Consider the following 23,416-nt stretch of genomic DNA (forward strand, 5'->3'; position numbering starts at 1 on the left):
CGTCAGATTGCGTCGCCGCTACCGAATGCGATGATCAGCCCGTAGGTGTAATCATCAAGCAAATCATCGGCGCGCTTGTGCGCTTTCTTGTCGGCAAGGTGGAATCGGGAAACCTGCTTGTGCAGATGGTTGGCTGTTTCGCCTTTGAAGACAGCGGTCTTCTCGTAGGCGTATCGGGATATTTTCGCCAGACCGCGGTAGTGATAACCGGATGCCATGATGGCGCGTTCGTCCTTTCCTTTACTGGTCAGGGCGGATTCAATTTTGTTGACCGGCCACCCAAGGCTATCGCCTTTCTGCAGGAGGATGCTGCCCATGCTGGCGTCTTCGATAAACACGCCAAGGCTGCCGTTGATGGCGACACACTGACTGGAGAGCTCGTTGAGTCGCTCGAATACCGACGGCATCCACGTTTCCAGCAGCGCACCATCAATCTGCACAACATCCCAATCGAGAATGGTTAGGCGCTGCCGGCCAGGTCGGGTATCAACGGCGTAATAAACAACCGCGGTGCCGTCGTGTTCTGTTCCGCCTTTAACTGCGGTGTCCAGAACAGCAAATACGGCCTCACACATTTCAGGGTAATCAACAGGCTGATCCTGATTCTCGCCCTCGAACCATTTTCGGACGTCGAACAGCGAAGCGGCTGACCAGTCGACAAACTCGGCCAGAAACTCCTGACGGAACACGCGCGGGTCGTTGTTCTCTCTCTCCTTCTCCAGTTCTTCCGGCGGAACGAACGGATTGGAAGACGTCGGCGCATGGTGCTCGATAAAGCCCAGGCTTTTGTTGTTGCAGATGGCGTAAAAGAAGTTTTCCTCGTCCACCCCATCAGGAGTAGAAAATACATAGGCCCGGCCTTTCGTCGTCAGCAACGTTGGCTTAATCGACTTCGGCCAGATCTCCTTCAGCATTTCTGGCGACTTGGTAAAGGCCGCCTCGTCTATCAGGATAATTTCGTATTCACGTCCACGACCAGCCAGTTTGTTGTCGTTGGTGACCCAGAAGTCAATCTTCCCGCCGTTCTTCAGCAGCAGACGCTTCTCCTGTCGGCTAAAGCTTTTCTTTAGCGGTAGCAGGATTTCTTCGAGCTTGTCGTAGATTTCCTGATACTGGCGGTACTCAGCCGTGAAGATACCGACGCGGCCGCCGAGTTCAATGTCCATGCCCGGACGCTTAAACGGAGCAGTAGCATAGGTCACGGCGGCACTGGACAGCATGAAGGTTTTACCCCAGCGGCGACCACAACGGACCGCATGCAGCTGACCTTCCCATGAATCAGACCAGACCTTTAACTGCCCGTCGTGCAGCGTCGGGAGGTAAATGTCAGCCATGATTTATCTTCCTGGTATCGGCAGGGTGTTGTGTACGACGGTCGCGTTGTCGCTGTCGCCGTCCTTCATGATGTCGATTTCCATTTCCACTTTTTCAGTGGCACGTTCTCGGTAGGCGGCATCAACGCGAAGTTTCGCAATGGAGCCTTTGGTGTATTCGAGAGACTCGATGCGCTGCGTGTTGCGGTGCATGGCCTTTTCAGCAGAGGAAATCAACGAGTGCAGATCCTTCGCTTTATCATCATCGGCCAGCTCCAGCTCAGCCTGCCAGCGCCCGATGTTCTCCGCCGCCGTCAGGTTGGCAGCGCGCAGCCAGAACAACTCATCGTCGAGAGTGAGTGATCGGGCGTCTTCGGTAATAGCGTCAGAGAGAAGCATCCTGCGACCATAGCCGCCGTGCTTGAGTGCATGCTGGTTACCGGGTGCGAATGCGTTAACCGGCGGAGCGTGCCGGGATCCGCGTATCGGTTTCGCGTCTCGGGAATTTTTGGTGCCGCCTGTTTCGCGGGTGGATTTTTTCACCTTCCCGGCATCACTGGCGTTGCCCTTCCCTTTTTGCGAATTCGCATTTTTTTTCGCATCTTCTTTCTGCGATTTCGCACCATACGACGTTACTTTGATGTAGCGCTTCGCAGATGCGTAATTCAGTCCCTGAGCCTGGCACCAGTCTTTGGGGGAAATACCTGTTTTGGCATGCTCGGCGAGGAACTGGTGTTGCAATGCTCCCCAGTCCGGTTTTGCCATTGTCAGTCACCTTTAAGGAAAACATTATCGAAGCCCCTCGATGTGAAGAGCTTCTGTAATGCCCATCAGTCTTTAAGGTACTCGTCGGTAGATAACACCATCTCACCCATCAGCAGTTCTGCGTGGGTGCTGGTGACAATCACGGAGTGGTGAGGGTGAACGTTTTCAGCAAGCCATTTGATGAGTGGACGGGCTACTGCTTCAAAGCTAACTTTCTTGTCGAATGTTTCGTGGAAACCACCGCCCATCTGGTACCACTGCCAGCACTTACCGAATTCACGGTTCAGATCATTGTCTGGCAGGCCGTCAATTACAGACAGGTCACTTACCTCGGCTTCGTGTTCAGGCTGATAACCTTCGCCAATAGCTTGCTTCAGGTATACGACCATTTCACCGCGTGGTGGGTTTAATTGAGCGCCAGCGGCAAGCTGCTTGCTTCCATCATGAACATTGCATTCCCCCTGGCATGGGCCTTTATCAGTGAAGCAGTTAGTACAGGCGTGGTTGTGTATTTTCTCTTTCACTTTTTAACCTCACTTCGTGATTTTTCAATACCCCTTATAGCGGCCAACTGGTTATTAGCCTTATCGATAGTCGCTAACAGTGGCTTAATCCAAAGCACAGCCTGGCAATACGTTATGCCGCTGGCGGCAGGGGCGGTAAAACTGGCTGCATCAGGCTTGCCGGAATCGGTGTGCATTGCGCTGGCACGTAAACTGTTCGCGTAGTCGAGCAGCCCACCAGCGATATCAGCAGGAACAGGCAGATCACAGGTTTTGTCACGGCGTAAAATCTCCCGGTACTCAATAACCGTTTTCTCGGTACCGGCATCAATCAGTGAATTGTGTCGGTCGGTGAAGTCGGCGATCTGATTAAAGCGGTTCATGTTGAAAGCCTGGGTAGCAATAACCTGCCTCTGGCCATCGACTTCTTGCTCTGCTTTTTCTGCCCTGGTGCGCTGCTCGCTGATCTGCCCCAGCAACACGAAAATAATGACTCCGGACAGCAGCAGCTCAACGCCCACAAGCAACCAGCTTTTAAGCGTCATTTATCCAGTCCCCAGCATGCCAGCTCAGATTCCTGGTCACGACGTAAAACTTGACCGTAGCAATTATTGGAGCGGATTCGACAATCGCGGCCGCCGTCATACGTCCAGCGTTTTATCTCTGCGCATGCGCCGTGCCGGTCACCAGCGTTGAGTTTTCGCCAGAATGTCGATGGCAGACATTTACCGGGGCCGATGTTCCAGGGGCAGAAAGAAGCGATGCCGACTTTTTGAGGCTCAGTCAGCGGCACTCGAACATTTTTCTCAACCCAAGCCAAAGCCTTTGCCTGCTCTGCTTTATCTATTTTGTCGCACTGCTGGCGCGTCAGCTGCATGCCCTTAACAACCTGCTTACCGTCAACGCGAGTCACACCGCCGCAAATCGTCCACACGCCACCAGCATCAGGGTAAGCAACCAGGCTGGTTCCTTCTTTTTCATCCTGGAACTGCCCCATGAGTACCGGCGCAGTGGCACCAGCAGCTAACAGCCCAAGCATGGCCACGCTGAGTTTACTTTTCGTCGATGCCATGATTAATCATCCTGCGGCGGTGGTGTTACATAGCCCCGAGCCAGAGCGGCCTCATAGGCTTTCGTTTGGCGGCGCTTAAAGTAAAAGTTAACGAAGAATGTCAGCAAGCCAATAACGAAGCCGCCAACAACTGCAACAAGGTTCCAGTCGAGGTCATGCATCCATTGAGCTATGCCTCCCCAACAAATGAGGCCGCCGGATGTACAGTACCCCGCTATCGATGCGAGTTTGTCTGGCATAGTTCTATGCATTCCACACCTCCGGGTTCGGGGTGCTGTGTGTGAAATAAAAAGGCCGCACTATGGCGACCAACGTTTTACCTCCTCAACCGTCTGGTTGAAGCGTTCTTCTTCAAGCTCAACACCGATTCCCCGACGCCCTAATTCCATGGCAGCTTTGATTGTGGATCCGGAACCCATAAAGAAATCGGCTACCACATCGCCGGGCCTGCTGCTGGCGCTGATAATTTGCTTCAGCATGTCGGCTGGCTTTTCACATGGATGCTTACCCGGATAAAACTGGACGGGCTTATATGTCCAAACGTCCGTGTAGGGCACGGCAGATGTAACGGCAAATGGGCGGCGCAGCATCTTGAATTCTTCCAGAAGCTCTGAATATTTGCGGTTCAGCGATTGCCAGGTGGCCACCAACTGGTGGTGAGGCTTGTCCAGCTCGAGGCGCTGATGCTTCTCAATGGCTACCTGCGTAAACAGTTCCTGCAATTTGAGGTAATCGGCCTCGTTCGGCAGCTGCCACTGACTCAAGCCGAACCAGTGCGACACCATGTTTTTCTTTCCCGTAGCGTCAGCTATCTGCTTTGACGTAACGCCCAGCGACGAACGCGCATTCCGGAAATAATCAATCAGCGGCGACATGATGTGCTGTTTGGCGCTGTCACATTCTTTCGCGTATCCATCAGGCTTATACGGCCCAGGGTAATGCTCTGCGAAGAGAATGCGCTCGGTTGCCGGGAAGTAAGCCCGCAGGCTTTCTTTGTTGCATCCATTCCAGCGCCCGGACGGCTTCGCCCAGATGATGTGGTTCAGGATGTTAAAGCGGTTACGCATCAGCAGCTCAATATCAGCCGCCAGGCGGTGGCCGCTGAAAAGGTAAATACTGCCGTTGGGCTTCAATACCCTCCAGAACTCGGCCAGGCATTTATCCAGCCAGGCTAGATAATCGGTATCGCCCCGCCACTGGTTGTCCCAACCCTCAGGCTTTACCCGGAAATAAGGAGGATCAGTGCATATCAGGTCAATGGAATTATCAGGCGTTTGGGAAAGGACGTGCAGACAATCAGCGTTGAACAATTCAACACTGTATATTTTTACAGTATTTTTCATGGATCAGTAAGCTAGTCTCTGATAGGCTCACTTTGCTTTAGCGCTAAAGCGGTGGGCCCTGGTTCGCTTGTGACCTTCTAGCATGAGCGAATGGCTGGCCGGGTGCGTCAACACCCACCAGCCGCCCATTTTCACTGCAGTTGCCTCTGTTACTGGAGGCGCTTATAACATCCGAATTGGTAATCTGATAAACCCGCCATCACAAGCTGCGTCAGTATTAACTGGCAACGCTCGCGCGTCAGGTGCGTGTTTTGTGCAATTTCACCGGCAGTTGCCGGGTTCTCGCTTAGCTCATTAAATACGGCCCTTGCCGTTTCCGTCATATCCTGCTGATTTAGCATGTCTTTTTACCTTAAATAAATGGCGTGACATACAGATAACTCTGGTTCGCTTTCCCAGCAAGCTTTAGATACGACAGAAACAAAAAAGCCCCTGCATTTCTGCAAGGGCTTAAATGTGGTTCCCACCGCTCCGCGCAAAGCATCTCCGCTGGTGGGTAAGCTCTTTCGCCTTTTACGTCCGAGCATATCTGAATTATGCAGTTTCAAAACTCGTTTTCAAGTCTTATTCGCAATTTTTTGCTTTTTCGAAACCTAATTCATCTTTTAACGTGAAGAAGACGGCAGAATTAAACAATTCAATACACCAGCGCACGCGGTCAATACATTGCTTTTCTGTCAGGAACGGCGCATGGTAATACTGCATCCATCGAGCCATATCGTTGATGGTTTTCCGCCAGGTGTAATAATCTTTCCCGATTTCATACACCGGGCTGCCCGGCCTGAATGACTTCAGGATGATGGCTTCCATGAATGCCGCCTCCTCCTGATCTCCGGCGTTGCCGATCAAGTCAGAAAGGGATTTCTTAGGCCAGATAATAGCTTTTGCCTGCATCAGCAGCGCGTCGCCGCTATAACCTATTTTTCGCAGACCAGCCATTATGGTGGTGATACGCTCCTGCTGCTCACCAGTCCAGCCAGTCAATATCATTGACCACATACCACCACCGCCAGAAAGGTGTTCTGTTCCGCTTCCTCCGTACATACCGCCCCAATGGTTCAGCAGTGAGCGAACCCAACGGCTTTGCGATGGAGTCAGTCGGCGGTATTTACCGAGGTAGGAACGACGCGGAGCAGCAGCCAGCGTCACCCAGGGGTTTTGCGGGTTGGTACGCTCAACAGATGCCTTCTGGTAATTATTAACGTCGTTGCGTGTCATTGTGCGTTCTCCCGGATGATGATCTGGCCTTTCTCGCCCCATAGCTTCGTAATGCGACAATCCCAGACGCTGGAATCATCATCAAATAGCGCATCCATCAGCGCTTTGAGCATGTTGTCGCAGTCTGGTTTTGACTGGTGTGGCTTACCGTTGAACAGTTCCCGCTTTTTCTTGCTCCAACTCGGAGGCATTGGCATAACGAAAGTGACGTGCGCGCCAGACTCGGGAAGGTGGATTTTGCGCAGGCGAGCTTCATCGCAGAACGCGCGGTAACGCATGACCGCTGGTCGTGTTTTCCATTTGTCGGCTCTGGTCATTCGAGGCTTGCCGATCGGCGTAATGTCGTAAATTCTCATGCAGGTACCACCAGCCCAAGGCGGGCGATCTGGATAACGGTCAGAACGATAGCGCGGTCCATCAGCTGATGACGTTCATCGCGCGATAACTTGCTGCCGTTGTCTATGCTGTCGTGGCAGCAAACACAGATCGCTGCCGTGGCGCAATCATCGGTCTTCAGCCCCATGCCTTTGCCTTCGTTGCGATGCGCTACCTGCGTTCCCCACGAACCGCATAACACGCACTGTTCAATCTGGCCGACAGCGGCCAGCCACTTTTTACTACGGTAGATACTGCGCATGTTCACCCCCACACCCGGTTACGCCAGCGGTTATCCGGCCTGGCTGGTTTGTTTGAGGTAGGAAGGAAAGCGCTAACTGTCCAGGAGGTGTAATCCGGGTTGAGGCTGCGTTCAGTTTTAACGCCGCGCGCCCGGTACTGGGTCACCAGGGCATTGGCCTGTTCGGTGGTGCAGTCGGTGTGATAGAACCAGGTAAATTTCATCCCATCACCCCGCAAAGCTCATTAGCTGAGCGGCGGCGTTTTCTGCCTCACTCTGATTGCTGAAGGATTTAGAGAGAACCCATCGCCACAGAACATCGAGGGCAGACTTGTACAGTCGCTGGAATTCGACCTCATCCATGTTGGCGAAGGAGATGCTGCGTGGGTGTTTGCGGAGAGTGCCATCCGGCAGCTCTATGGCGTCGAAATGACCGGCCTCAACGATGACCCATGCACGGTACGCATCGAACGATTTGCACAGACTGATACCATTGGTGACACGGCGATTGGCGACCTGCTCCAGATAGTGCTCAGCAGCATCCAGCAGCGCGCCTTCATTCCCGCCGTATGCGGCAAGATATCTGGCATAGCCGGTTACCAGCCTGCGTTCGTTGCTTGAGATAGCCCCGCCGGTTGGTTCCCAGTATTCGAAGCCAAGGTTGAGGAGTGCGAAGAATCGGCGGTGAAATGCCGGATTGCGCACCTTTTTGAACTCAGCTACCAGAACGTCGCCGAGTCGGATTTTTGATTGCAGGATTTCGCTGGTCTCTGGCGTGGCCGGGATCAGTATTCCTGTGTGATGCTTGATGAGTTGTAACTCGTGCGCCATGGTTTTTACTCCGTGGCGCAAAGTCGTCAGGTTCTGGTTGTTCAGACCAGTGTGCTGATTATGCTAGATACCCGGTGAAACGGTCAATTTTTTGAGGTCATTTCGCTGATAACTTCCATCAGGGTTGCGCGTGACCAATAGTGATCGTCTTTATGGAGCTGTCTCTTCGTAACCTTCCCGTCAACAGACGACAGGATAAATCGGTCTGTAGCAGCCAAATCAAAAGATAAAACTTCGCGGCCACTGGCATCTGTGATGGTCGCCTTGTATCCTCCGGCAGGATCTGAGTCAATTGCACCCACAACGTTTCTCCCTGAGCGACATCCAGACGCAAAAAGAAATCATCGGTAGCTGCACGGAAAGAAACCGCATTGAACAACTTGCTGCTACCACGTAAAACAATCAATAAAACCACTCGTCAGCACTCTCCCACGTCTCCTGCAGGATTTCTTCAATACGCTTTTTATCACTCTTTTCCCCGCCGACAATGCTCAGACCATCGGACCCTGCACGCCGGACCGTCAGCCTGCAATCGGCATAACTCTGGCTGATGCGCTTCAGAAGCTCCTGCTCAAGAGCTGGCACTGCGCCGTCGGGCAGTTTTTTGGTACGGTCGATGGTGACTTCGATTTTCATAATCCCTCCTTACAGGTATACTGGATAAATAAACAGTATAACCATCCGCTGAATTTATCAATCTTTTAAGCGCACTTTTTGCCAACACTAGCCCATTGTTATCTTCCAAATTTTCAGCATTCAGAAGGAGAGCCCGCATGCGGCGGCCTCTCAGGTGGGAGCGGAAATCTTCTAAAAATTTAACTTAAGTGACGTGTCACATCACTAATTTTGTCTCATGCCAGCCTTGCGTAACCCAGCAGGCAGAATCACCAGCACAAGGGCAGCACTCCACCGGCAAGCCGGCACCGCACTTCCCGCACAGGTTGGCGCTGATGGATTTAATGTGGCCACGAACGCGCGCATCATCCTGGCGGATCAACATCGCAACATACTCAGCTTTATCGTAAGGGGGACGGCCAGGACGGCGGGCAGCGCAGTTCCGCTCCAACATCTCATCTTCTTGCTCATCCAGCATCAATTCAAGCTTTCGCACGCCACCAGCTGCCTGTCGTGCGCGTTGAGCGGCTTTGCGTTCAGCTGCGGTTTTAGCCATTATGCGGCCTCCTGGTGCTGGCATAGTTCCGGAAGATTAGCGCGAACCAGCGCCTCAGCAAACGGCGGTGGTACGGCGTTACCACAGCGCGCGACCTGCTTATCCTTCGCATACTTCACGCCGCGGTAGTCGCGGTCGATGATGTACCACTCCGGGAAGCCCTGGGCGCGATACAGCTCATGCGGCTGCAGCATGCGCATGCCGATATCGACAATGCGATAAATAACGCCGTCGATGGTTACCAGGCCGTTATGCTCCGGCCCGCAGTATTGCTGCAGGAACGCAAGCGCCTGTTGAGCCCGTTCTTCGTCGTATGCTCCAGCAGCTAGCAACGTTTCAACTTCGCCAACGTGCATGCCGCCGGCAGTAATTGTTGGCATTGGCTGGTCTGTATGCTGCCCATCCCGACAGGTTCCTCTCAGCTTAACGAGATGAGACGCCACGACACCGTGATGATTTCCAGTTGTCACGGTATGCACTGGTGAATCAGCAGCGCCGCCCGGATGTCCGGTGTTATTCACCATCAGGTTTGCTGTGACCAGAGCATGATGATCCGTGGTGGTAACCGTGTGTGTTGGTTCATCCAGCGCCACACCAGCACCGGTGTAATTCCCGCCAAAGTGTTTAACCAGGTTCGCGGCAACCAATCCGAATTTACCCCCTCCAGCCGTCACCGTTCCCAGCGGTTTCCCTAGCTGCAGCACTCGCGGCTCCTGTCCTGGGCGTTCGCCGTACCCCATCTGAATCAGCGTAGGCGTCACCAGCTGCGATTTACCACCGCCACCTGCCGTGATGGTAGCGCTCGGCTCGTCCGCCCGGTGGCCGACGCTGGCGCCAAACTGCCGGGCGATAACCGGCGCAACGACGCATGCGCGGGACTCCTTCAGAATTGTGTGCGCTGGTTTATCCAATGGCCGTGGCTTCGCCTGGTACTCACTGCCGCCGTTCCCGGCATGGAATGGCACCAGGGCAGTTTCAACCATGCCTAGCGCGTGGCCGTTGCCGCCAGGCCGCGTGGACGTGCCAGCCGTGATTGTTGGCACAGGTTCGTTAAGCTCCTGTCCCGTTGCTCCAGTGCGGAATTTTGTCAGATGCGGTACCGCGACTGCGAAACCGTGAGTTTTCGTAATTGTCTGCACTGGCTCGGTCAGCGCCTGGCCCCGGAAGCAGTCATACTTGCCTTTCGTCGTTGTATGGTTGCACTTGACGATAAACGGCGTTGCGCTGTCGATAACAAACCGCTGAATGCCACGGGCAATACGTTTGAGCGTGTTTTCGGCCAGCGGCTTTTTGCGGTCGAAAATAGACGGGCACTCGAGCGACCAGTCGATACACTCAGCAGCTGTGCGCCACGGCGCCAGCGCGCCCGAAATGACTTCGTGTGATTTTGGGTCAGCATGAGTTTTTTCGGGCCACGCAATCGGCTGGCCATCGCAGCGCATTACCATGAAAAATCGCTTTCTGATCGTCGGCGCGCCGTAGTCACAGGCTCGTAATTCCCGATAATCGACAACATACCCGAGCCCCGATACCAGGCGCGCAGCCTCAGGACTATCGAGAGAAATATTCAGAAATTCGCAACACTCTGCCAGCGCGGGATGATCTGCCGGGATGCCGGTGCCCAGCATGCCCACGAAAGCTTTAAATGTTTCTCCGGCGCGCTCAGGGTCTGGGCGCAGCTCTGCATCCAGCAGCGGCCCCCAGGTTTTAAACTCTTCAACGTTTTCCAGCATCATTACGCGGGGTTTCACTGCTAGGGCCCAGCGAACGACAATCCAGGCTAAACCACGAATAGCTTTTTCGACTGGCTTTGCCCCCTTCGCTTTCGAGAAGTGACGGCAATCCGGGGAAAACCATGCCAGCCCCACCGGGCGGCCGGCGGTTGCTGTTTTGGGCTCAATATCAAAAACGCTTTCGCAATAGTGCAGCGTGTCCGGGTGATTCGTCGTGTGCATCGCCACGGCGTTCTCGTCGTGATTAATCGCAATGTCCACGCTCCGGCCGGTAGCCATTTCAATGCCAGTGCTCGCCCCGCCGCCACCCGCAAAGTTATCAACAATAATTTCTCTCACGCGTAATTCTCCATCGCGGCGGCCAGCGAACGGGCCGCGGTGATAATTGCCGGTACCGGCATTTTTTCAAGCCACATTCTGTTGATGTGATGCTTCAGGCGCCGCTGGTGATGCGCCGGCAGATCCCCGGCGCTTTCGATCTGTCCAAAGACCATGCCCACTTCCGCAGGCCAGACGGTTTCAGGAACATCCACCAGCAGCAGGCTTTCAAGCTCAATGATTCGCTTTGCGGCATACAGCAGTAATGGATCCATCAATCACCTGCCGGGATTGCAAAAAGATGGTATGTGCCATCTGAATGACTTAGCGCGGCATGGTGCCAGTTTATGGAAAAAATACCGCTAGGATTTCCGCGTTTTATATCGACAGTAGCCACTGGCACAGCAGGCAGCTGCGGCGCTGCGTAGAGGTGGTAAACTTCATCGGGTAATTTGTGCATCGCTGTATTGAACACCAAGGCGAACTTGTTGCCGTCTGGCCGCCCACTCTGAATGTCCACCAACGCCACCGGCTCTTTCCCCGCTTCCCGCAATGCGAGTAGCTCGCTAACCAGGGCTTTCACAACCGCTGGCGGAGCGTGCCGGTCATTAAGGTCATCCCATAGCGCTATCATCTTTGACGTGTTGTCTGGGTGAACATCTTCATTCTCACCTGCCATTGCTGAGATAACGGCGTCAGCGGCGGCTAAAATGGCGTTCAAATCTGCTCTGCTCAGGTTATTCATAAAGCCTCCTGCTGTAGGCTGGCTAACGGAAGCCAGTGAACAATTTTGTTTGAGTCGTAAGTTTTTCCAGCCACCAGAATTGCCCCGCCAGACTGGCGCAGGTGAATCCCCACCCCATCACCAAGAAGTTTTCCGTCTTCGTTCCAAACCCTAACTGGCGTACCGTCCAGCGGCCGTTCTTGCGGGAAATAACATGCGTATAAATCTGTATCGACTTTTAAGCGCATCTACTCCCCCTCAACTTTGCCGCCAGCGGCGCGGATTGCTTTTTCCACCGCCATGACGTATCCGAGTGTGTCAAATTCGAATGCATCCCCCGGCCAAAAACGAATATCCTTGCGATCAGGCAGCTTCACCGCTAACGGGCTGGCCTCCAGCTCTGCTATGCGCTTCTCTGCTGCATCACGTAGTTGATACTGCTCATCGAATGCATTACGCGCTGCGCTTGCCTGTCGATATGCTTTATTGCGTTCACAATCCGACTGCTCCAGCGCCGCTATCAGCGTCATGACATTTTTTGGCGTTATGGATTCATCCCAGGCGATTGAGAATGCTCCACCCCTCATGTACTTATCCTGCGCCTCCGCTGCCGCTTTCATCTCGGCAATCAGCGCTTCGAGTTGTTTAGTCATTGCTGGTCATCCTCCAAATCTGCGATAGCGTCCCACACGTCTGAGCCACGAATGCGCTCAAAAGCACGCGCCGCCATTTCAAAGCAGCGCTGTTCCTGTGGATGTGGCGACTCCCAATACTTGAAGCCTGGGCGATGGATATAGCCATGCAGGGCGTAAAACTCCCCGGCCAGTTCAATGGCAGCATCGACAAGCTCACGGTTGGTCATGCGGGATTCGGTGTTATTGCTCATTTGCCTTGCTCCTTGCGCAGTTGCTGCGGGAATTCACAAACCGTTATGCCACCTTCTTCGAGGTAATCAGCTGATGAAATATGCAGGCCGTAAATGCTTATTCCTTCATCATTTTGAATATCTCCTACCCACAAAAGGCCATCGGAAAAATCGCCATAGTTGGGGCCGCCATCACCGCATTGCGAGCAAATAGACTCGATATCTGATGCATCAAGGAATATCTGCTGCGGAACTAGCACGTAGCCATCAGGAATTGCACTGGCCCGCGCCTCGTTGCGTATCTCTGCCAGCGCGGCGTCGGTTATTGGGGTTTCTCGTTTGGATGGCAGGTATGTTCCCGGGTGCTTTAAGTCAGCATTCTCCGCCGCCAGCCCCTGCACCTGCGCCTCAAGCTCTTTGCTTCTCGCCGTCTCTACCCGCAGAACGTGGTGAGCATTAGCGAGTGATTCGGTTGCTGTTGATAAGGCAGCCTCAAGGTTCATCACCTGCGCCTCTAACTCTTCGTAAGTTGGTTTACTCATTTGCCCGCACTCCCGAAAATCTTGTGAATTTCATAGCCCTGCCAGTTCTTCCGGCATTCGTCAGCGATCTTTTGTGCCGGGCCAATCTGCCGCGGTGGTTTCGCTGGTTTAATTTTGTCCAGACAGCACTTCTTAAGTCTGTATTCAGGGCGATGCGGCTGACCGATGTTCTTCACGATGCCTGATGTTCTAAGGCGCTTTAGTCGATCATTAGCCTCGCGGATATCACATCCCAGTAGCGTGCGGATCTGGCGCGGTGTCGTCGGCCCGTTTTTCTTGATGAACTCGATGATTTGCATCTGAGTCGGTTTCAGTCCGTAATTCACAATTACGCCCTCCCCTTTTTGAAACCAAAGCGAGCGCGAATTTCTTCCAGCTTCGAGATGTTTTGCTCACGGGATAACAGCTTTCCTCCCAGCAATGGGAGTCGAACAACAGGCTCAGGAATATCTTCACCACCACGAATGCGCATGGCCATCTGTGCCAGCTCCTCCCCGGCCTTACGGTTCAATTCCATGTCACTCAAACCTTGAGATCGCATTTTTTGGGTCAGCACGGTAACCATCCAGTAACATGCCTTAGATTTGGTTGTGTGCTTTCTATCGGCAGTTTTACCCGGCCATGGGTAGGATTCGGCATCAGGATAAGCACCACGATTCCGGCAGTACTGATAAACCAGGGCTACCAATTCGTTTTGGTTAGGTAAGCCAACAGCAGCACTTTCCTCAGCACGACACCAGGCAACAAACTGGCCAGGCGATGGGAGGAACGGGCGCTCCTGGCGGCGGGCTACCCGCATGCCGACAGAAACCTGCTCGAGGGTGTTGATGCCGTTTTCGTGGAAAGCCAACAGCCACTGGCGGCGAAACTCGTTAAGCTCAGCCTGGGTTCGGAAGTTCGCCATTGCCGCCGGGAACGCTGCGCGCAGCTGGTTGAACAGCTCGTTGAAGATTTGCGCCACATGCTCGACCTGCGGGCGCTCTTCGTGATGTTCAGGCAGATTGTGCGCCACGCGGCTAAGCTGCTCACGTTCGTAGCTCTGCATATGTTCAGCAAGCGATCTCATGGCAATACCCCATCAATCCAGTCAGTGTTGTTGAAATCCAGCTCTTGCCGCGCTGCGGCTTTTACAGGGTATTTCGGCTTAAACAGCCCCTGATAACCATTGGCGATGCTGGTGTTGATCACGTCTACCGGGTTATGACCTGCATCCAGACACTGTTTCAGCAGGTTGAAAGCCTTGGTGACGGTCATTTCTGTTTTGATGCCCTTACCGGACTGCTGACGGTAGGTTACCCACTCAACCCATGCGGCCTGATCCAGCCACTCAGGAATCAAAATACTGAGCGGATCAAACTTCACTTTCCCCTTAGGGGGATTTAAGGGGGTATTAGGTTTTATATTTGTCTTTGGAAGAATGTCTTTGGTGTTCCCTGTTTTCAGGGATGCCTCTCCCTGCTTTCGGGGATAACCATCCCCATTTTCGGGGATGGTTTTGGGGGTAAAACTGCCATCCCCATTTTCAGGGATAACCATCCCTGTTTTCTGGGATAACTGTCCCTGTTTTCGGGGATGCGCCTCCATAAATTCGGGAAGGGTAATAACCCACGTTACAACTTCGGCGGCTGGAAACGCTGCCGGACATTTGGTGCAATTCGGCTTTGTGTAAGCCCATTTATCCAGACAGGTGTTAATCCCTATGTATCGTGTTTGTCCAATTCGACGCAGAACGATGATGTTGCGATACGCGAGGCTCAGCACCGCTTCCGATACATGCTTAACCTTCAGTGTCGTTTTCTCTGCGATGAGGCTGTTGGCAATGCGGTCTGATTTTTTCGACCAGCCATAAGTCAGCCTGACGATGGCGTTCAGCACGCGGAACTCGCGACCTGAAAGCTCGACGATACACAGGGCATCCTGAATCTGGTTGGCTAAACGTAAATAGCCATTGTCCAGATCAGCCATGCGACTCTCCTGCTGCCCCTGCAAAGGGGCCGGGAATTTGATAACTTCAGCGGTATTTGACATACTTACTCCGCAATCACTCTCAGTTTTTGCATCCGAAGACTGACTGTGTTGACGCACACCAGTCTTCACCCATTCAGAACAGCCCCTGCTGCGGCTGATTACGCTTAACGCGCTTCTTCTCAAGCTTGTCAGATGGCAGCTGCTGCTTCTCTGCCCAAAGCTTTGCGTGTCGTAACACATCATCGAAAATCCTCCCCTTACGGCTTGCCTGACTCATGCGCTTGTACATATCAACAGCCTGGAATGCCCCCCCCTGGGCCACGGCGACAGTGAATCCCTGCTTGATAAGCTCTTCGCGTACGTGCTTCTCTATGAATTCCAAATGGTTCATGGCTTAATCCCACCCCAGCGGCCCCGGCCTGGCTCGTTCCGCTTTCAGCCCGATGTCGGCCAGAGTCTCTACCGATGCCAGATACTCCCGCGACACCAGCACCGCTTCCGGCGGCGCCGCCTGTATGCCCAGGAATGCCAGTTCCTTCGCCATGCTGGAAAAATGCCCCTCTGCTTTGCGACGGCTGGCGGTCGATTCGCTGATGCCCATATGCTCCGCGTAAAACTTCTGCCCCATCAAAGCAAGCCGGTTGAGCAGAACGCTCTCTATCTCAACCGGATTGATAATGGGCGGGTCAAACTTGCGTGCAATTGCGTTCTCCATGGTTGAAGATCCCCTGCATTGGTTGGTTGTGAGGAATTACGCCCCTTGGTTGGGGAGTCCGTCCGTAGGGTTTGGGTAGATGTCACTGCGAACTTCATGGGGTGTAATTTTCCAACCCAGCAGCTGGCAGATTGGGAGTACTCGATGTGCTGGAACCTCATGGTTCAGCCACAAGCTCACAGCTTGGGATGTGGTGCCAAGCTTTTTGGCTATTTCCGTTTGAGTCATGACAGCGCAAACGCGCTGCTTAATGGATTCGGTCATATCAGGCCCTCTTTGAATGAAAATTAAGCCTACAATATGAAAATATTTTTTTCAATCATAAATGAAAGCAATCTTTGAAATGCATGATGAAAGGCCACCTTGTAGAATGGATGTCATGAAAACAGCAACACATGAAGCGTTCGCATATCGACTTCAGCTCATTAGAGATGAATTCGGCTGGAATATGTCTGATATTGCCCGGAGAGCTATGGTGACTCCCCAGGCGGTTCAACAATGGTCGAAAGGTGAATCAGCTGCGCGGGGTGAAAGGCTGAAACGTCTTGCTGCAGCCACGGGAAAGCCAGAACATTGGTTTTTTATGCCTCCTGAAGACGGTGATGCTGACCTTAGCCAGCATGAACTCCCGCGACAGCTAGACGAAAAAGAAATAGCGTTGCTTTCGCTTTTCAACCAATTGCCGGAAGCTGAAAAGTTACGCCTAATCGTTCATGCTAAAGCCACTCTTAAAGAGTTAGATCTCCTCAAGGATGATGTTTCAGGCATCATCCAAAGCATCCAAAAGTAAAAATCACATCTTTTTTTTCAAAGCAGCCAATTACTTGGCTGTTTTTGCATACCCTCAATTGAAAATTTTCATTGCATTTAACTTGCACGATGTAAATATTATTTGTATTGTTATCTCCATCGACAACAAGCGCATCGTTGTCAGGTGAAAACGTTCCGCTGGCCGGCGACAAGGCAAATGAAAGGGGATCACCATGATTCATCAGCATTACGGCACTCAGACAGTAAACCGCGGCGCAGTCTTGCCCGGCATGCTCGTCAAACACAAAGACGCAACCTGGACAGCATCAGCTAATGCACGTGGTCGTTTGTATCTGCATCGAGGTGTTGAACGCACTTACACAACCGAGCTTCTGGTTGAAGTGTTTCTAAATGGTTTAGGGAATGGCCTGAGCCATTAACGGGGGAGTTATGCAGGAGAAAAAATGCGCTTACCACCTTTGTGGAAAGCCGATTGAAGCGGAAAAAGAAGTAAAAAATCAGCTGACGTTAATTCGCGGCTCTCAGCTTACTCACGAAGAACGCGACTACTGCTCTGTGCGTTGCGCTTCCTACGACCAGATGGCCCACGAAGCATAACGTAAAACCCGCGCAAGGCGGGCTCAACGTCCGGTGACACCGACCAAAGTTCCACCGGAAACCACACAAAACCAAAGAACACCCAATGGGCGCTATCAATGGCTCGGGGATTTTATCACCCAAAAAAGAGGATCTCACATGGAATTCTTCTATGTGGCCAAAGCCACTCAGAAATCTGGTAAGCAAGATGCAGTGATTTGGTTCACTGCGAAAACTGAAGCCCGCGCCAACCTGCAGCTTGACGTTGAACTGGAAGACGCAGGGATCGAAACCGGCCGCGGTAAGGATTATCAGAAGGCAATCCGCACTGATTTCCCGGTGTTTAACGATCTGCCGGAAGAAAGCACCATTGATTTAACATGGTGCAAGCGTTACGAACTGGCCGACGACCAGCGCACCTGGCAACTGAAACCCTGCGCTGCGCCGCAGGACACTTTTCACAAGGAAGACGTTACAGACAGCGATTTAACCACGGAGCTGATGGCCGAAGAGAACGGAGCCAGCAAGGTTGAATACTCCAACGACGATAACGCAGAGTTCCAGTTGGTCACTATGCCTTTTCGTATTCAGTTGCTGGCGCAGTTGTGCTCCGAAAAAGGCCACGTTTACCACATCAGCATCCCACGCCGTAAAGAGCTTTCAGCGTTAGAAATGGACACGGATAACACCTACGTTCAAAACCTGCTGCTGGCGGTAAATAACGCTCCCGAGGTTAAAAAATTCGACATGCATGGCCTCTGGAGGTTGACCGACGCAGTGCAAAAGGTATTACCACAGACACAGCGCCATGAATTGAACCTCTTTATTCAGTTCGTTAACGCATGGGTTAGTACCGAATACATCGATCGCGGCCTGCTGGTGAAAGAGTGGCTAAAGGGAAACCGTGTGGCACAGATCCAGCGCGCCGATACCGGAACCAATGCAGGCGGAGGCAATGCAACAGATCGCAATCCTGACCTGATACATACTCTCGACAGCCTCGACATTGAAATTGCCCTGGCCACCCTTCCAGAGGACTTCAACATTTACGATATTCCTGGCGCGCCTTACCGGACGGCCAAAGATATTGTTCGAACCAAGGAATCACCGTTTGCCGAGTGGTCAGCGGCGCTGCGCGCGACACCTGGCATCCTCGACTATTCACGCGCAGCCATCTTTGCACTGATTCGCACTACATCTTCTGGTCTGGTTGCATTCCCCGATCGCCTGCAATTCCATATTAGCGCGAACCTGACCGAAAGCGATCACGCGAATCCATCAGCTGAAACATTGGCAAGCGCGAGACATAAACCAGAAACCAGCTGGGATGCAGAGATCGAGGCAAAGGTGGCCGCAGAAGAGGCACAAAACCAGCAGCCCGAATTCACCAATCAGGGCGGTGGCATCTTCTCAGTAGAAGGCCTGATAGCGTCTTCAAAACTTCACGGCAAAAGCAACAAGGAAACCGGCAATGTGCAGATGGAAGAGACTGAGCGCGCCGAAGGCGAAACTAACGATGCGATATCAGCAGGCGAAGGTGCTCTGGAAGATGATCAGCAGACAGATTCCGTAAGTGGTGATTTCTGTGTCAGCTGCGGTGCAATCGGCGGTGGACATTGCCCTGATTGTGGCGCCATGTTGGATGATTCAACCCATGCAGAAATGGAAATCGAACCAAAGGCGGATCTGAGCAGGACGGAAGAAGTTACGCCTGCACATGAAGAGCCACGCGCCGAGTTCCCAGCTTATTTCGATCCTGGTCGTTACGAAGGTTTGCCTAACGAGGTTTATCACGCAGCAAACGGCATCAGCAGCACGCAGGTAAAAGACGCCCGTGTCAGCCTGATGTATTTCGAAGCGCGTCATGTCACGAAGACCATCACGAAAGAACGCTCACCAGTCCTTGATATGGGGAATCTGGTGCATGCGCTGGCGCTTCAGCCTGAACAAATGGACGCTGAATTCAGCGTTGAACCGGAGGTGCCGGAAGGTGCATTCACCACCACGGCGACAATTCGCGCGTTTATCGACGAACACAACGCCGGTCTGCCGGCGCTGCGGTCTGCCGACGACATCAAAATGCTGCTGGAAGAATACAACGCCACCCTGCCCGCTCAGGTTCCGCTCGGCGCATCACTGGAGGAAACCGGCCAGAGCTATATGACACTGCCGGAAGAGTTCCAGCGTATCGAAGCAGACCAGAAGCAAACGGCCTCTGCCATGAAGGCCTGCATCAAGGAATACAACGCCACCCTGCCCGCTCAGGTTAAAACCAGCGGTAGCCGCGATGCACTGCTAGAGCAGTTGGCGCTGATTAATCCGGACTTGGTCGCGCAGGAAGCACAGAAACCGGCACCGCTGAAAGTATCCGGCACGAAGGCCGATCTGATTCAGGCAGTGAAGTCTGTAAACCCGGATGCTGTATTTGCCGACGAACTGGTGGATGCATGGCGCGATAACCCGGAAGGAAAAGTGCTGGTTACCCGCCCACAGTTGAGCACAGCTCTGGCCATTCAAAAGGCGCTGTTAAACCACCCGACAGCCGGGAAGCTGCTGACGCATCCGAGCCGCGCCGTTGAGGTCAGCTACTTCGGGTTCGACGAAGAAACCGGGCTGGAAGTTCGAGTGCGGCCCGATCTGGAAATCGACATCGACGGCGTTCGCATCGGTGCTGACATCAAAACCATCAGCATGTGGAACGTTAAACAGGAAGGCCTGCGCGCCAGGCTGCACCGGGAAATCATCGACCGTGATTATCACCTGAGCGCAGCTATGTACAGCGAGACCGCAGCGCTCGACCAGTTCTTCTGGATTTTCGTCAACAAGGACGAGAACTATCACTGGATAGCCATCATTGAGGCGTCCGCCGAACTACTGGAGCTGGGCATGCTGGAGTACCGCAAAGCCATGCGTGCCATCGCGAACGGCTTCGATACCGGCGTTTGGCCAGCGCCAATCATCGAAGATTACGCCGAAGAACTAAACGATTTTGACCTGCGCCGCCTCGAAGCGCTGCGCCTGGCATAAGGGGAATGACGATGGAAAATACGAATATCGTAACGACAGAACAGCAGGCGCCGAACACAATCTCCGCCAGCAACTCAATTTTCAACGTGCAGGCGCTGGGTCAACTGCAGGCCTTTGCCGGCTTAATGGCCCAATCAGCTGTAACTGTACCTGCGCACCTGGCGGGCAAACCAGCCGACTGTATGGCAATCGTCATGCAGGCTATGCAATGGGGCATGAACCCCTACGCAGTGGCACAGAAAACGCATCTGGTTAACGGCGTGCTGGGCTATGAAGCCCAACTGGTAAACGCAGTGATTGCCAGCTCAAACGCCATCAAAGGCCGATTCCATTATCGCTACGTCGGAGAGTGGGAGCGCTGCACCCGCACGCAGGAAGTAACGCGGGAGAAGCACGGTAAGAACGGGAAATACAACGTCACCGAGCGTGTGCGTGGATGGAACGATGAGGACGAAATTGGCCTCTATGTCGAGGTTGGCGCAGTCCTTCGCGGTGAGAATGAAATCACTTGGGGAGAGCCGATCTACCTGTCAGGTGTTGTCACTCGCAATTCGCCGCTTTGGGTGTCGAACCCAAAACAACAGATCGCATACCTTGCAGTGAAGTACTGGGCCCGACTCTACTGCCCGGAAGTCATTCTCGGTGTCTATAGCCCGGATGAAGTTGATCAGCGGGAAGAGCGCGAGATTAACCCGGTACCGCAGCATATGAGCCTTGGGGAAATCACCGAGGGTAAAACAAATACCGCGGCGGCCGCGAAAGAGTTGGTGGTAAACATTGACTCCATCGCCGATGGTTTCCGCGCACGGATCGAAACAGCAGAGACTTTGGAATCAGCCTCCGCTGTCGGTAACGACATCAACGAAGCAAAAGCCACGCTCGGCACTGCGTTGTTCACCGAGCTTAAGAATAAGGCGACGCGCCGCTATCACCAGGTGAATGCCAAAAACAAAGTCGACGCGGTGATCAACTCGCTGCCGCAGCCAGGCGAACCTGATGCCGCTGAGCGATTCGCCGAAGCTGAGCGAACGCTGGCCGCAGCAAAACGCCATCTCGGCGACGAGCTGCACGACAAGTACAGCATCACCCTGATGGATATGAAACCGGAATACGTGGGCTAACAGTACCGGGAGGGGCTCCCTCCTGGCAAGGAGATCTCATGCGATTGATTAACCGAGGAAGCAAACAGTCACCGCTGGCCCGCCGGGCGTGCGATGCCGCGCTGGCGGAGCACCACTCAAGATATGGTGAGTACGGCAGGCATAAGCACCGGACCAATTACACCGTCGTTGTAGACGGCATAAAGTTCACTGTTGAGGTAGTCAACCGAACCACCAGCTATGTCGCGACCGCCATGATCGGCGCTCGCAAACTTCGCAACTTGCCAGCCCAGGCGCACTAAATATTAACGATGGCCCTGCGGGGCCAATGGAGACAATGATGAGCACAAAAACCGATAACTTCGAACTGATGAGCACTCGTGATATCTGCTGCCAGTTGAGCATTTCACCCAGAACGCTGGAGCGTTACCGTAAGCGCCCTGGCGACAGCAATCCATTCCCGGAGCCAGACTGCTCATACATGGGCGGATCCAATAAATGGCTCAAGACCAAAGTCCAAGCGTGGCAGAAGCGGGAAATGTCACGGCCAGTGCGCCGGCCAATGGCGCACCTTAACCTTCCACGCGACAGCAAGGGGCGCCTTATCCGGTCTGACGTGGCGTGAACTCCAAAACATCGGGCTCGATGATGCTCATCAGTCGGGCCCACCACTTCCCATAAGCCTCTCTCATCTCATCGATATAGGTGTACTTGTCATACACCGACCACACGCCTGGCAGTTTATGGCCCAGCATCATCTCGGCGATGTGTGGCTCTGTCAGTTCAGAGAAGTTCGTTCGCGCGGTTCTGCGCAGATCATGAATCGTGAAGTGCGGCACCTGCTCATTATAGGCCTTGAGCATGAACTTCACCAGGTTGCTGCTGATGCTCATGTGGAAGCATTCGCTCATCGGCTTGTCTTCGTATTTTGAGAAAACAAAGCGGCCCGGCGCCAGCTCAATAACCCGCCTGAGCATCGGGAGCATTTCAGGGATAATAGGACGGATGATCGGTTTTTTGCTCTTCCTGCCTGTCTTGTGGTTTTCCCACGGCACAGTCCAGACGCCTTCCTCAAAATCGAAATGCGTGCTTTCAGCCTGCCGGAGTTCGCCGACCCTGCACGCCCACAGCAGCGACAATTTATAGAGGATCTTGTTTCGCTCGATAAGGCGGGAGTCTTCAATCGCGCGCCAGACAATCGCCAGCTCTTTCCGGTCCAGCGTTCGCTCCCCCATCTGCTTCTGGATGCCAAAGTCACGGCCTGACATCTCAGCCAGTGGATTGACCTCCAACAACTGGCGTTTCACAGCCCAGGAATAACACTGCCGGCCATTGCTGATTACGCGCCGGGTAATCTCGGTGTACCCCTGCGCCAGACGATCCAGAACAGTAAGCCAGTTGTGAAGCGTCAGCTGATGCGCCGGGTACTTCCCGAGCTTAGGGAAAACGTGCAGTTCGAACGTGCGGAGGATCTGCCCGGCCGTTTCTTTTTGAATGCAGACCATGGCGTGCCATTCGCGGAAAAGTTCTTCGAAGGTGTACTGGCTGTTAATTTTGGCTTTGTCGAGGCTTTGTCTAATGCGCGGGTTTTCGCCACGGGCGAGAATCGCGGCCCACTTCACCACTTCATCACGTGCAGCCTTCAGCCCGAACTCTGGGTAGCTGCCGATCGTCATCTTGTCCTGTTTGCCCAGGAAACGAAATCGGTAGAAAAAGGTGACGGCGCCCTTTTTGGAAATGCGCACCCACAAACCGTCCCGGTCCGCCTTCTCTTCAACTTTTTCACGTTCGCGCCCAAGGCACGACTTTAGATAACTATCTGAAATAGCCATGATTTGTCCCTACATGTGTCCATCAGAACGGGAGGTTCCGTGTCCATCATAGAATATGGACGCACTGGTGGACACAAAAACCATGACTTATGATGTCGTAGGTTGACTGTACATGCAAACAGTATTGTTTTTGAGAAGGCTGATTTGATGGGGGTCTTGATAGTGTTTTGTCGGAGGTTTGCGGAGGCTGGCGAGGTATCAATTATCGATGTGGGCAATAATAGAAAAGTTACGTATGTTCTTCATAGTTAGAGGTTTTATGCCTTACAAATGGCCTGTGAGCTCGGCGCTTCGCGCTGTACGGAGCAGGATGTCAGAGACTGTCTTCTGCCTGAAACGCCGCATTCTACACTACAACCAGAAAGTGAGGAAACTGCTCATCCTGCAAGCTTAGGTAAGCCATAAGCAGGATG

At 53.3% G+C, this 23,416-nt stretch carries 36 protein-coding genes and 2 pseudogenes; 7 read left to right on the forward strand and 31 right to left on the reverse strand.

Annotated features, from left to right (window positions below):
- Positions 1-2 precede the first annotated feature (2 nt).
- The 29 genes from WFN87_RS19615 to WFN87_RS19755 form a co-directional block, all read right to left on the reverse strand.
- Positions 3-1,334 (reverse strand): terminase large subunit domain-containing protein, encoded by a 1,332-nt coding sequence (locus WFN87_RS19615; RefSeq protein ID WP_336981814.1) that lies wholly within the window; start codon positions 1,332-1,334, stop codon positions 3-5.
- Between the two features lie 3 nt (positions 1,335-1,337).
- The gene (locus WFN87_RS19620) at positions 1,338-2,078 is read right to left on the reverse strand and encodes a hypothetical protein (protein ID WP_336981812.1); all 741 of its coding nucleotides are present in this window, start codon (positions 2,076-2,078) and stop codon (positions 1,338-1,340) included.
- Between the two features lie 65 nt (positions 2,079-2,143).
- Positions 2,144-2,602: a hypothetical protein gene (locus WFN87_RS19625; protein WP_336981810.1), complete on the reverse strand. Its 459-nt coding sequence runs from the start codon at positions 2,600-2,602 to the stop codon at positions 2,144-2,146.
- Positions 2,599-3,126: a hypothetical protein gene (locus WFN87_RS19630; protein WP_336981808.1), complete on the reverse strand. Its 528-nt coding sequence runs from the start codon at positions 3,124-3,126 to the stop codon at positions 2,599-2,601. Before WFN87_RS19630 ends, WFN87_RS19625 begins: the two co-directional genes overlap by 4 nt.
- Entirely contained in the window at positions 3,123-3,653 is a 531-nt protein-coding gene (locus tag WFN87_RS19635; protein ID WP_336981806.1) for a lysozyme, read from the reverse strand. The genes WFN87_RS19630 and WFN87_RS19635 overlap by 4 nt, the downstream gene beginning before the upstream one ends.
- Before the next feature lie 2 nt (positions 3,654-3,655).
- Positions 3,656-3,904 (reverse strand): class II holin family protein, encoded by a 249-nt coding sequence (locus WFN87_RS19640; RefSeq protein WP_336981804.1) that lies wholly within the window; start codon positions 3,902-3,904, stop codon positions 3,656-3,658.
- Positions 3,905-3,952: 48 nt separating this feature from the next.
- Positions 3,953-4,996: a DNA-methyltransferase gene (locus WFN87_RS19645; protein ID WP_336981802.1), complete on the reverse strand. Its 1,044-nt coding sequence runs from the start codon at positions 4,994-4,996 to the stop codon at positions 3,953-3,955.
- A 149-nt stretch (positions 4,997-5,145) separates the two neighbouring features.
- The gene (locus WFN87_RS19650; RefSeq protein WP_336981800.1) at positions 5,146-5,337 is read right to left on the reverse strand and encodes a TrmB family transcriptional regulator; all 192 of its coding nucleotides are present in this window, start codon (positions 5,335-5,337) and stop codon (positions 5,146-5,148) included.
- A gap of 223 nt (positions 5,338-5,560) precedes the next feature.
- Complete coding sequence (locus WFN87_RS19655) at positions 5,561-6,214, reverse strand: hypothetical protein (RefSeq protein ID WP_336981798.1); 654 nt, start codon at positions 6,212-6,214, stop codon at positions 5,561-5,563.
- A complete protein-coding gene (locus WFN87_RS19660) occupies positions 6,211-6,570 on the reverse strand; it encodes a RusA family crossover junction endodeoxyribonuclease (RefSeq protein WP_336981797.1) in 360 nt (119 codons plus the stop codon). The genes WFN87_RS19655 and WFN87_RS19660 overlap by 4 nt, the downstream gene beginning before the upstream one ends.
- Positions 6,567-6,851, reverse strand: coding sequence for a hypothetical protein (locus WFN87_RS19665; RefSeq protein ID WP_336981796.1), 285 nt, complete (start codon positions 6,849-6,851; stop codon positions 6,567-6,569). The genes WFN87_RS19660 and WFN87_RS19665 overlap by 4 nt, the downstream gene beginning before the upstream one ends.
- Before the next feature lie 2 nt (positions 6,852-6,853).
- Positions 6,854-7,054 (reverse strand): hypothetical protein, encoded by a 201-nt coding sequence (locus WFN87_RS19670; protein WP_336981794.1) that lies wholly within the window; start codon positions 7,052-7,054, stop codon positions 6,854-6,856.
- A 4-nt stretch (positions 7,055-7,058) separates the two neighbouring features.
- Complete coding sequence (locus WFN87_RS19675; protein ID WP_336981792.1) at positions 7,059-7,661, reverse strand: DUF1367 family protein; 603 nt, start codon at positions 7,659-7,661, stop codon at positions 7,059-7,061.
- Between the two features lie 83 nt (positions 7,662-7,744).
- Positions 7,745-7,963, reverse strand: a complete 219-nt coding sequence (locus WFN87_RS19680) for a hypothetical protein (RefSeq protein WP_336981790.1) — start codon at positions 7,961-7,963, stop codon at positions 7,745-7,747.
- Between the two features lie 100 nt (positions 7,964-8,063).
- Positions 8,064-8,297 (reverse strand): DinI-like family protein, encoded by a 234-nt coding sequence (locus WFN87_RS19685; protein WP_336981788.1) that lies wholly within the window; start codon positions 8,295-8,297, stop codon positions 8,064-8,066.
- Positions 8,298-8,493: 196 nt separating this feature from the next.
- Positions 8,494-8,832: a hypothetical protein gene (locus WFN87_RS19690; protein ID WP_336981786.1), complete on the reverse strand. Its 339-nt coding sequence runs from the start codon at positions 8,830-8,832 to the stop codon at positions 8,494-8,496.
- On the reverse strand, positions 8,832-10,904 hold the full coding sequence (locus WFN87_RS19695; RefSeq protein WP_336981784.1) for a DNA cytosine methyltransferase: 2,073 nt from the start codon (positions 10,902-10,904) through the stop codon (positions 8,832-8,834). The genes WFN87_RS19690 and WFN87_RS19695 overlap by 1 nt, the downstream gene beginning before the upstream one ends.
- A complete protein-coding gene (locus tag WFN87_RS19700) occupies positions 10,901-11,158 on the reverse strand; it encodes a hypothetical protein (protein WP_336981782.1) in 258 nt (85 codons plus the stop codon). Before WFN87_RS19700 ends, WFN87_RS19695 begins: the two co-directional genes overlap by 4 nt.
- Positions 11,158-11,628, reverse strand: coding sequence for a hypothetical protein (locus WFN87_RS19705; protein WP_336981780.1), 471 nt, complete (start codon positions 11,626-11,628; stop codon positions 11,158-11,160). The genes WFN87_RS19700 and WFN87_RS19705 overlap by 1 nt, the downstream gene beginning before the upstream one ends.
- Positions 11,625-11,855 (reverse strand): hypothetical protein, encoded by a 231-nt coding sequence (locus tag WFN87_RS19710; protein ID WP_336981778.1) that lies wholly within the window; start codon positions 11,853-11,855, stop codon positions 11,625-11,627. Before WFN87_RS19710 ends, WFN87_RS19705 begins: the two co-directional genes overlap by 4 nt.
- A complete protein-coding gene (locus tag WFN87_RS19715) occupies positions 11,856-12,260 on the reverse strand; it encodes a hypothetical protein (RefSeq protein WP_336981776.1) in 405 nt (134 codons plus the stop codon).
- The gene (locus WFN87_RS19720) at positions 12,257-12,469 is read right to left on the reverse strand and encodes a hypothetical protein (RefSeq protein ID WP_336982121.1); all 213 of its coding nucleotides are present in this window, start codon (positions 12,467-12,469) and stop codon (positions 12,257-12,259) included. The genes WFN87_RS19715 and WFN87_RS19720 overlap by 4 nt, the downstream gene beginning before the upstream one ends.
- 20 nt (positions 12,470-12,489) lie before the next feature.
- On the reverse strand, positions 12,490-13,014 hold the full coding sequence (locus WFN87_RS19725) for a hypothetical protein (protein ID WP_336981774.1): 525 nt from the start codon (positions 13,012-13,014) through the stop codon (positions 12,490-12,492).
- Positions 13,011-13,340 (reverse strand): winged helix-turn-helix domain-containing protein, encoded by a 330-nt coding sequence (locus tag WFN87_RS19730; protein WP_336981772.1) that lies wholly within the window; start codon positions 13,338-13,340, stop codon positions 13,011-13,013. Before WFN87_RS19730 ends, WFN87_RS19725 begins: the two co-directional genes overlap by 4 nt.
- 2 nt (positions 13,341-13,342) lie before the next feature.
- Entirely contained in the window at positions 13,343-14,080 is a 738-nt protein-coding gene (locus WFN87_RS19735) for a replication protein P (RefSeq protein WP_336981770.1), read from the reverse strand.
- On the reverse strand, positions 14,077-15,042 hold the full coding sequence (locus WFN87_RS19740) for a replication protein (protein ID WP_336981768.1): 966 nt from the start codon (positions 15,040-15,042) through the stop codon (positions 14,077-14,079). The genes WFN87_RS19735 and WFN87_RS19740 overlap by 4 nt, the downstream gene beginning before the upstream one ends.
- Before the next feature lie 73 nt (positions 15,043-15,115).
- Positions 15,116-15,373: a hypothetical protein gene (locus tag WFN87_RS19745; protein WP_336981766.1), complete on the reverse strand. Its 258-nt coding sequence runs from the start codon at positions 15,371-15,373 to the stop codon at positions 15,116-15,118.
- 3 nt (positions 15,374-15,376) lie between these two features.
- Entirely contained in the window at positions 15,377-15,697 is a 321-nt protein-coding gene (locus WFN87_RS19750) for a CII family transcriptional regulator (protein WP_336981764.1), read from the reverse strand.
- Positions 15,698-15,733: 36 nt separating this feature from the next.
- Positions 15,734-15,961 carry a transcriptional regulator gene (locus tag WFN87_RS19755; RefSeq protein ID WP_336981762.1) on the reverse strand — a complete coding sequence of 76 codons (228 nt, stop codon included), beginning with the start codon at positions 15,959-15,961 and terminating at the stop codon, positions 15,734-15,736.
- Positions 15,962-16,076: 115 nt separating this feature from the next.
- Between WFN87_RS19755 and WFN87_RS19760 the strand changes: the two genes are divergently transcribed.
- Positions 16,077-16,487, forward strand: a complete 411-nt coding sequence (locus tag WFN87_RS19760; RefSeq protein WP_442892782.1) for a helix-turn-helix domain-containing protein — start codon at positions 16,077-16,079, stop codon at positions 16,485-16,487.
- On the opposite strand, the gene WFN87_RS19765 is transcribed toward WFN87_RS19760, so the two are convergent.
- Positions 16,465-16,752, reverse strand: coding sequence for a hypothetical protein (locus WFN87_RS19765; RefSeq protein ID WP_336982134.1), 288 nt, complete (start codon positions 16,750-16,752; stop codon positions 16,465-16,467). The two genes, WFN87_RS19760 and WFN87_RS19765, sit on opposite strands and share 23 nt — an antisense overlap.
- Between WFN87_RS19765 and WFN87_RS19770 the strand changes: the two genes are divergently transcribed.
- From WFN87_RS19770 to xis, 6 genes and pseudogenes are all read left to right on the forward strand, one after another.
- Positions 16,681-16,887 carry a cell division inhibitor protein gene (locus WFN87_RS19770; RefSeq protein WP_336981758.1) on the forward strand — a complete coding sequence of 69 codons (207 nt, stop codon included), beginning with the start codon at positions 16,681-16,683 and terminating at the stop codon, positions 16,885-16,887. The genes WFN87_RS19765 and WFN87_RS19770 overlap by 72 nt on opposite strands.
- A gap of 10 nt (positions 16,888-16,897) precedes the next feature.
- On the forward strand, positions 16,898-17,065 hold the full coding sequence (locus WFN87_RS19775) for a YdaE family protein (RefSeq protein WP_311888590.1): 168 nt from the start codon (positions 16,898-16,900) through the stop codon (positions 17,063-17,065).
- A 138-nt stretch (positions 17,066-17,203) separates the two neighbouring features.
- Positions 17,204-20,065: pseudogene (locus WFN87_RS19780) on the forward strand (RecE family exodeoxyribonuclease); the annotation flags it as partial.
- Positions 20,034-21,192, forward strand: a pseudogene (locus WFN87_RS19785) (RecT family recombinase). The pseudogenes WFN87_RS19780 and WFN87_RS19785, both read left to right, overlap by 32 nt.
- 38 nt (positions 21,193-21,230) lie before the next feature.
- Positions 21,231-21,473 (forward strand): DUF4060 family protein, encoded by a 243-nt coding sequence (locus WFN87_RS19790; RefSeq protein ID WP_336981753.1) that lies wholly within the window; start codon positions 21,231-21,233, stop codon positions 21,471-21,473.
- Between the two features lie 38 nt (positions 21,474-21,511).
- On the forward strand, positions 21,512-21,796 hold the full coding sequence (gene xis / locus WFN87_RS19795; protein ID WP_311889851.1) for an excisionase Xis: 285 nt from the start codon (positions 21,512-21,514) through the stop codon (positions 21,794-21,796).
- On the opposite strand, the gene WFN87_RS19800 is transcribed toward xis, so the two are convergent.
- Entirely contained in the window at positions 21,774-23,003 is a 1,230-nt protein-coding gene (locus WFN87_RS19800; protein WP_336981751.1) for a tyrosine-type recombinase/integrase, read from the reverse strand. The genes xis and WFN87_RS19800 overlap by 23 nt on opposite strands.
- Positions 23,004-23,416: the final 413 nt, after the last annotated feature.

Origin of the sequence: Cedecea sp. AS113, from assembly GCF_037152415.1 — a bacterium.
Taxonomy (GTDB): Bacteria; Pseudomonadota; Gammaproteobacteria; order Enterobacterales; family Enterobacteriaceae; genus Cedecea.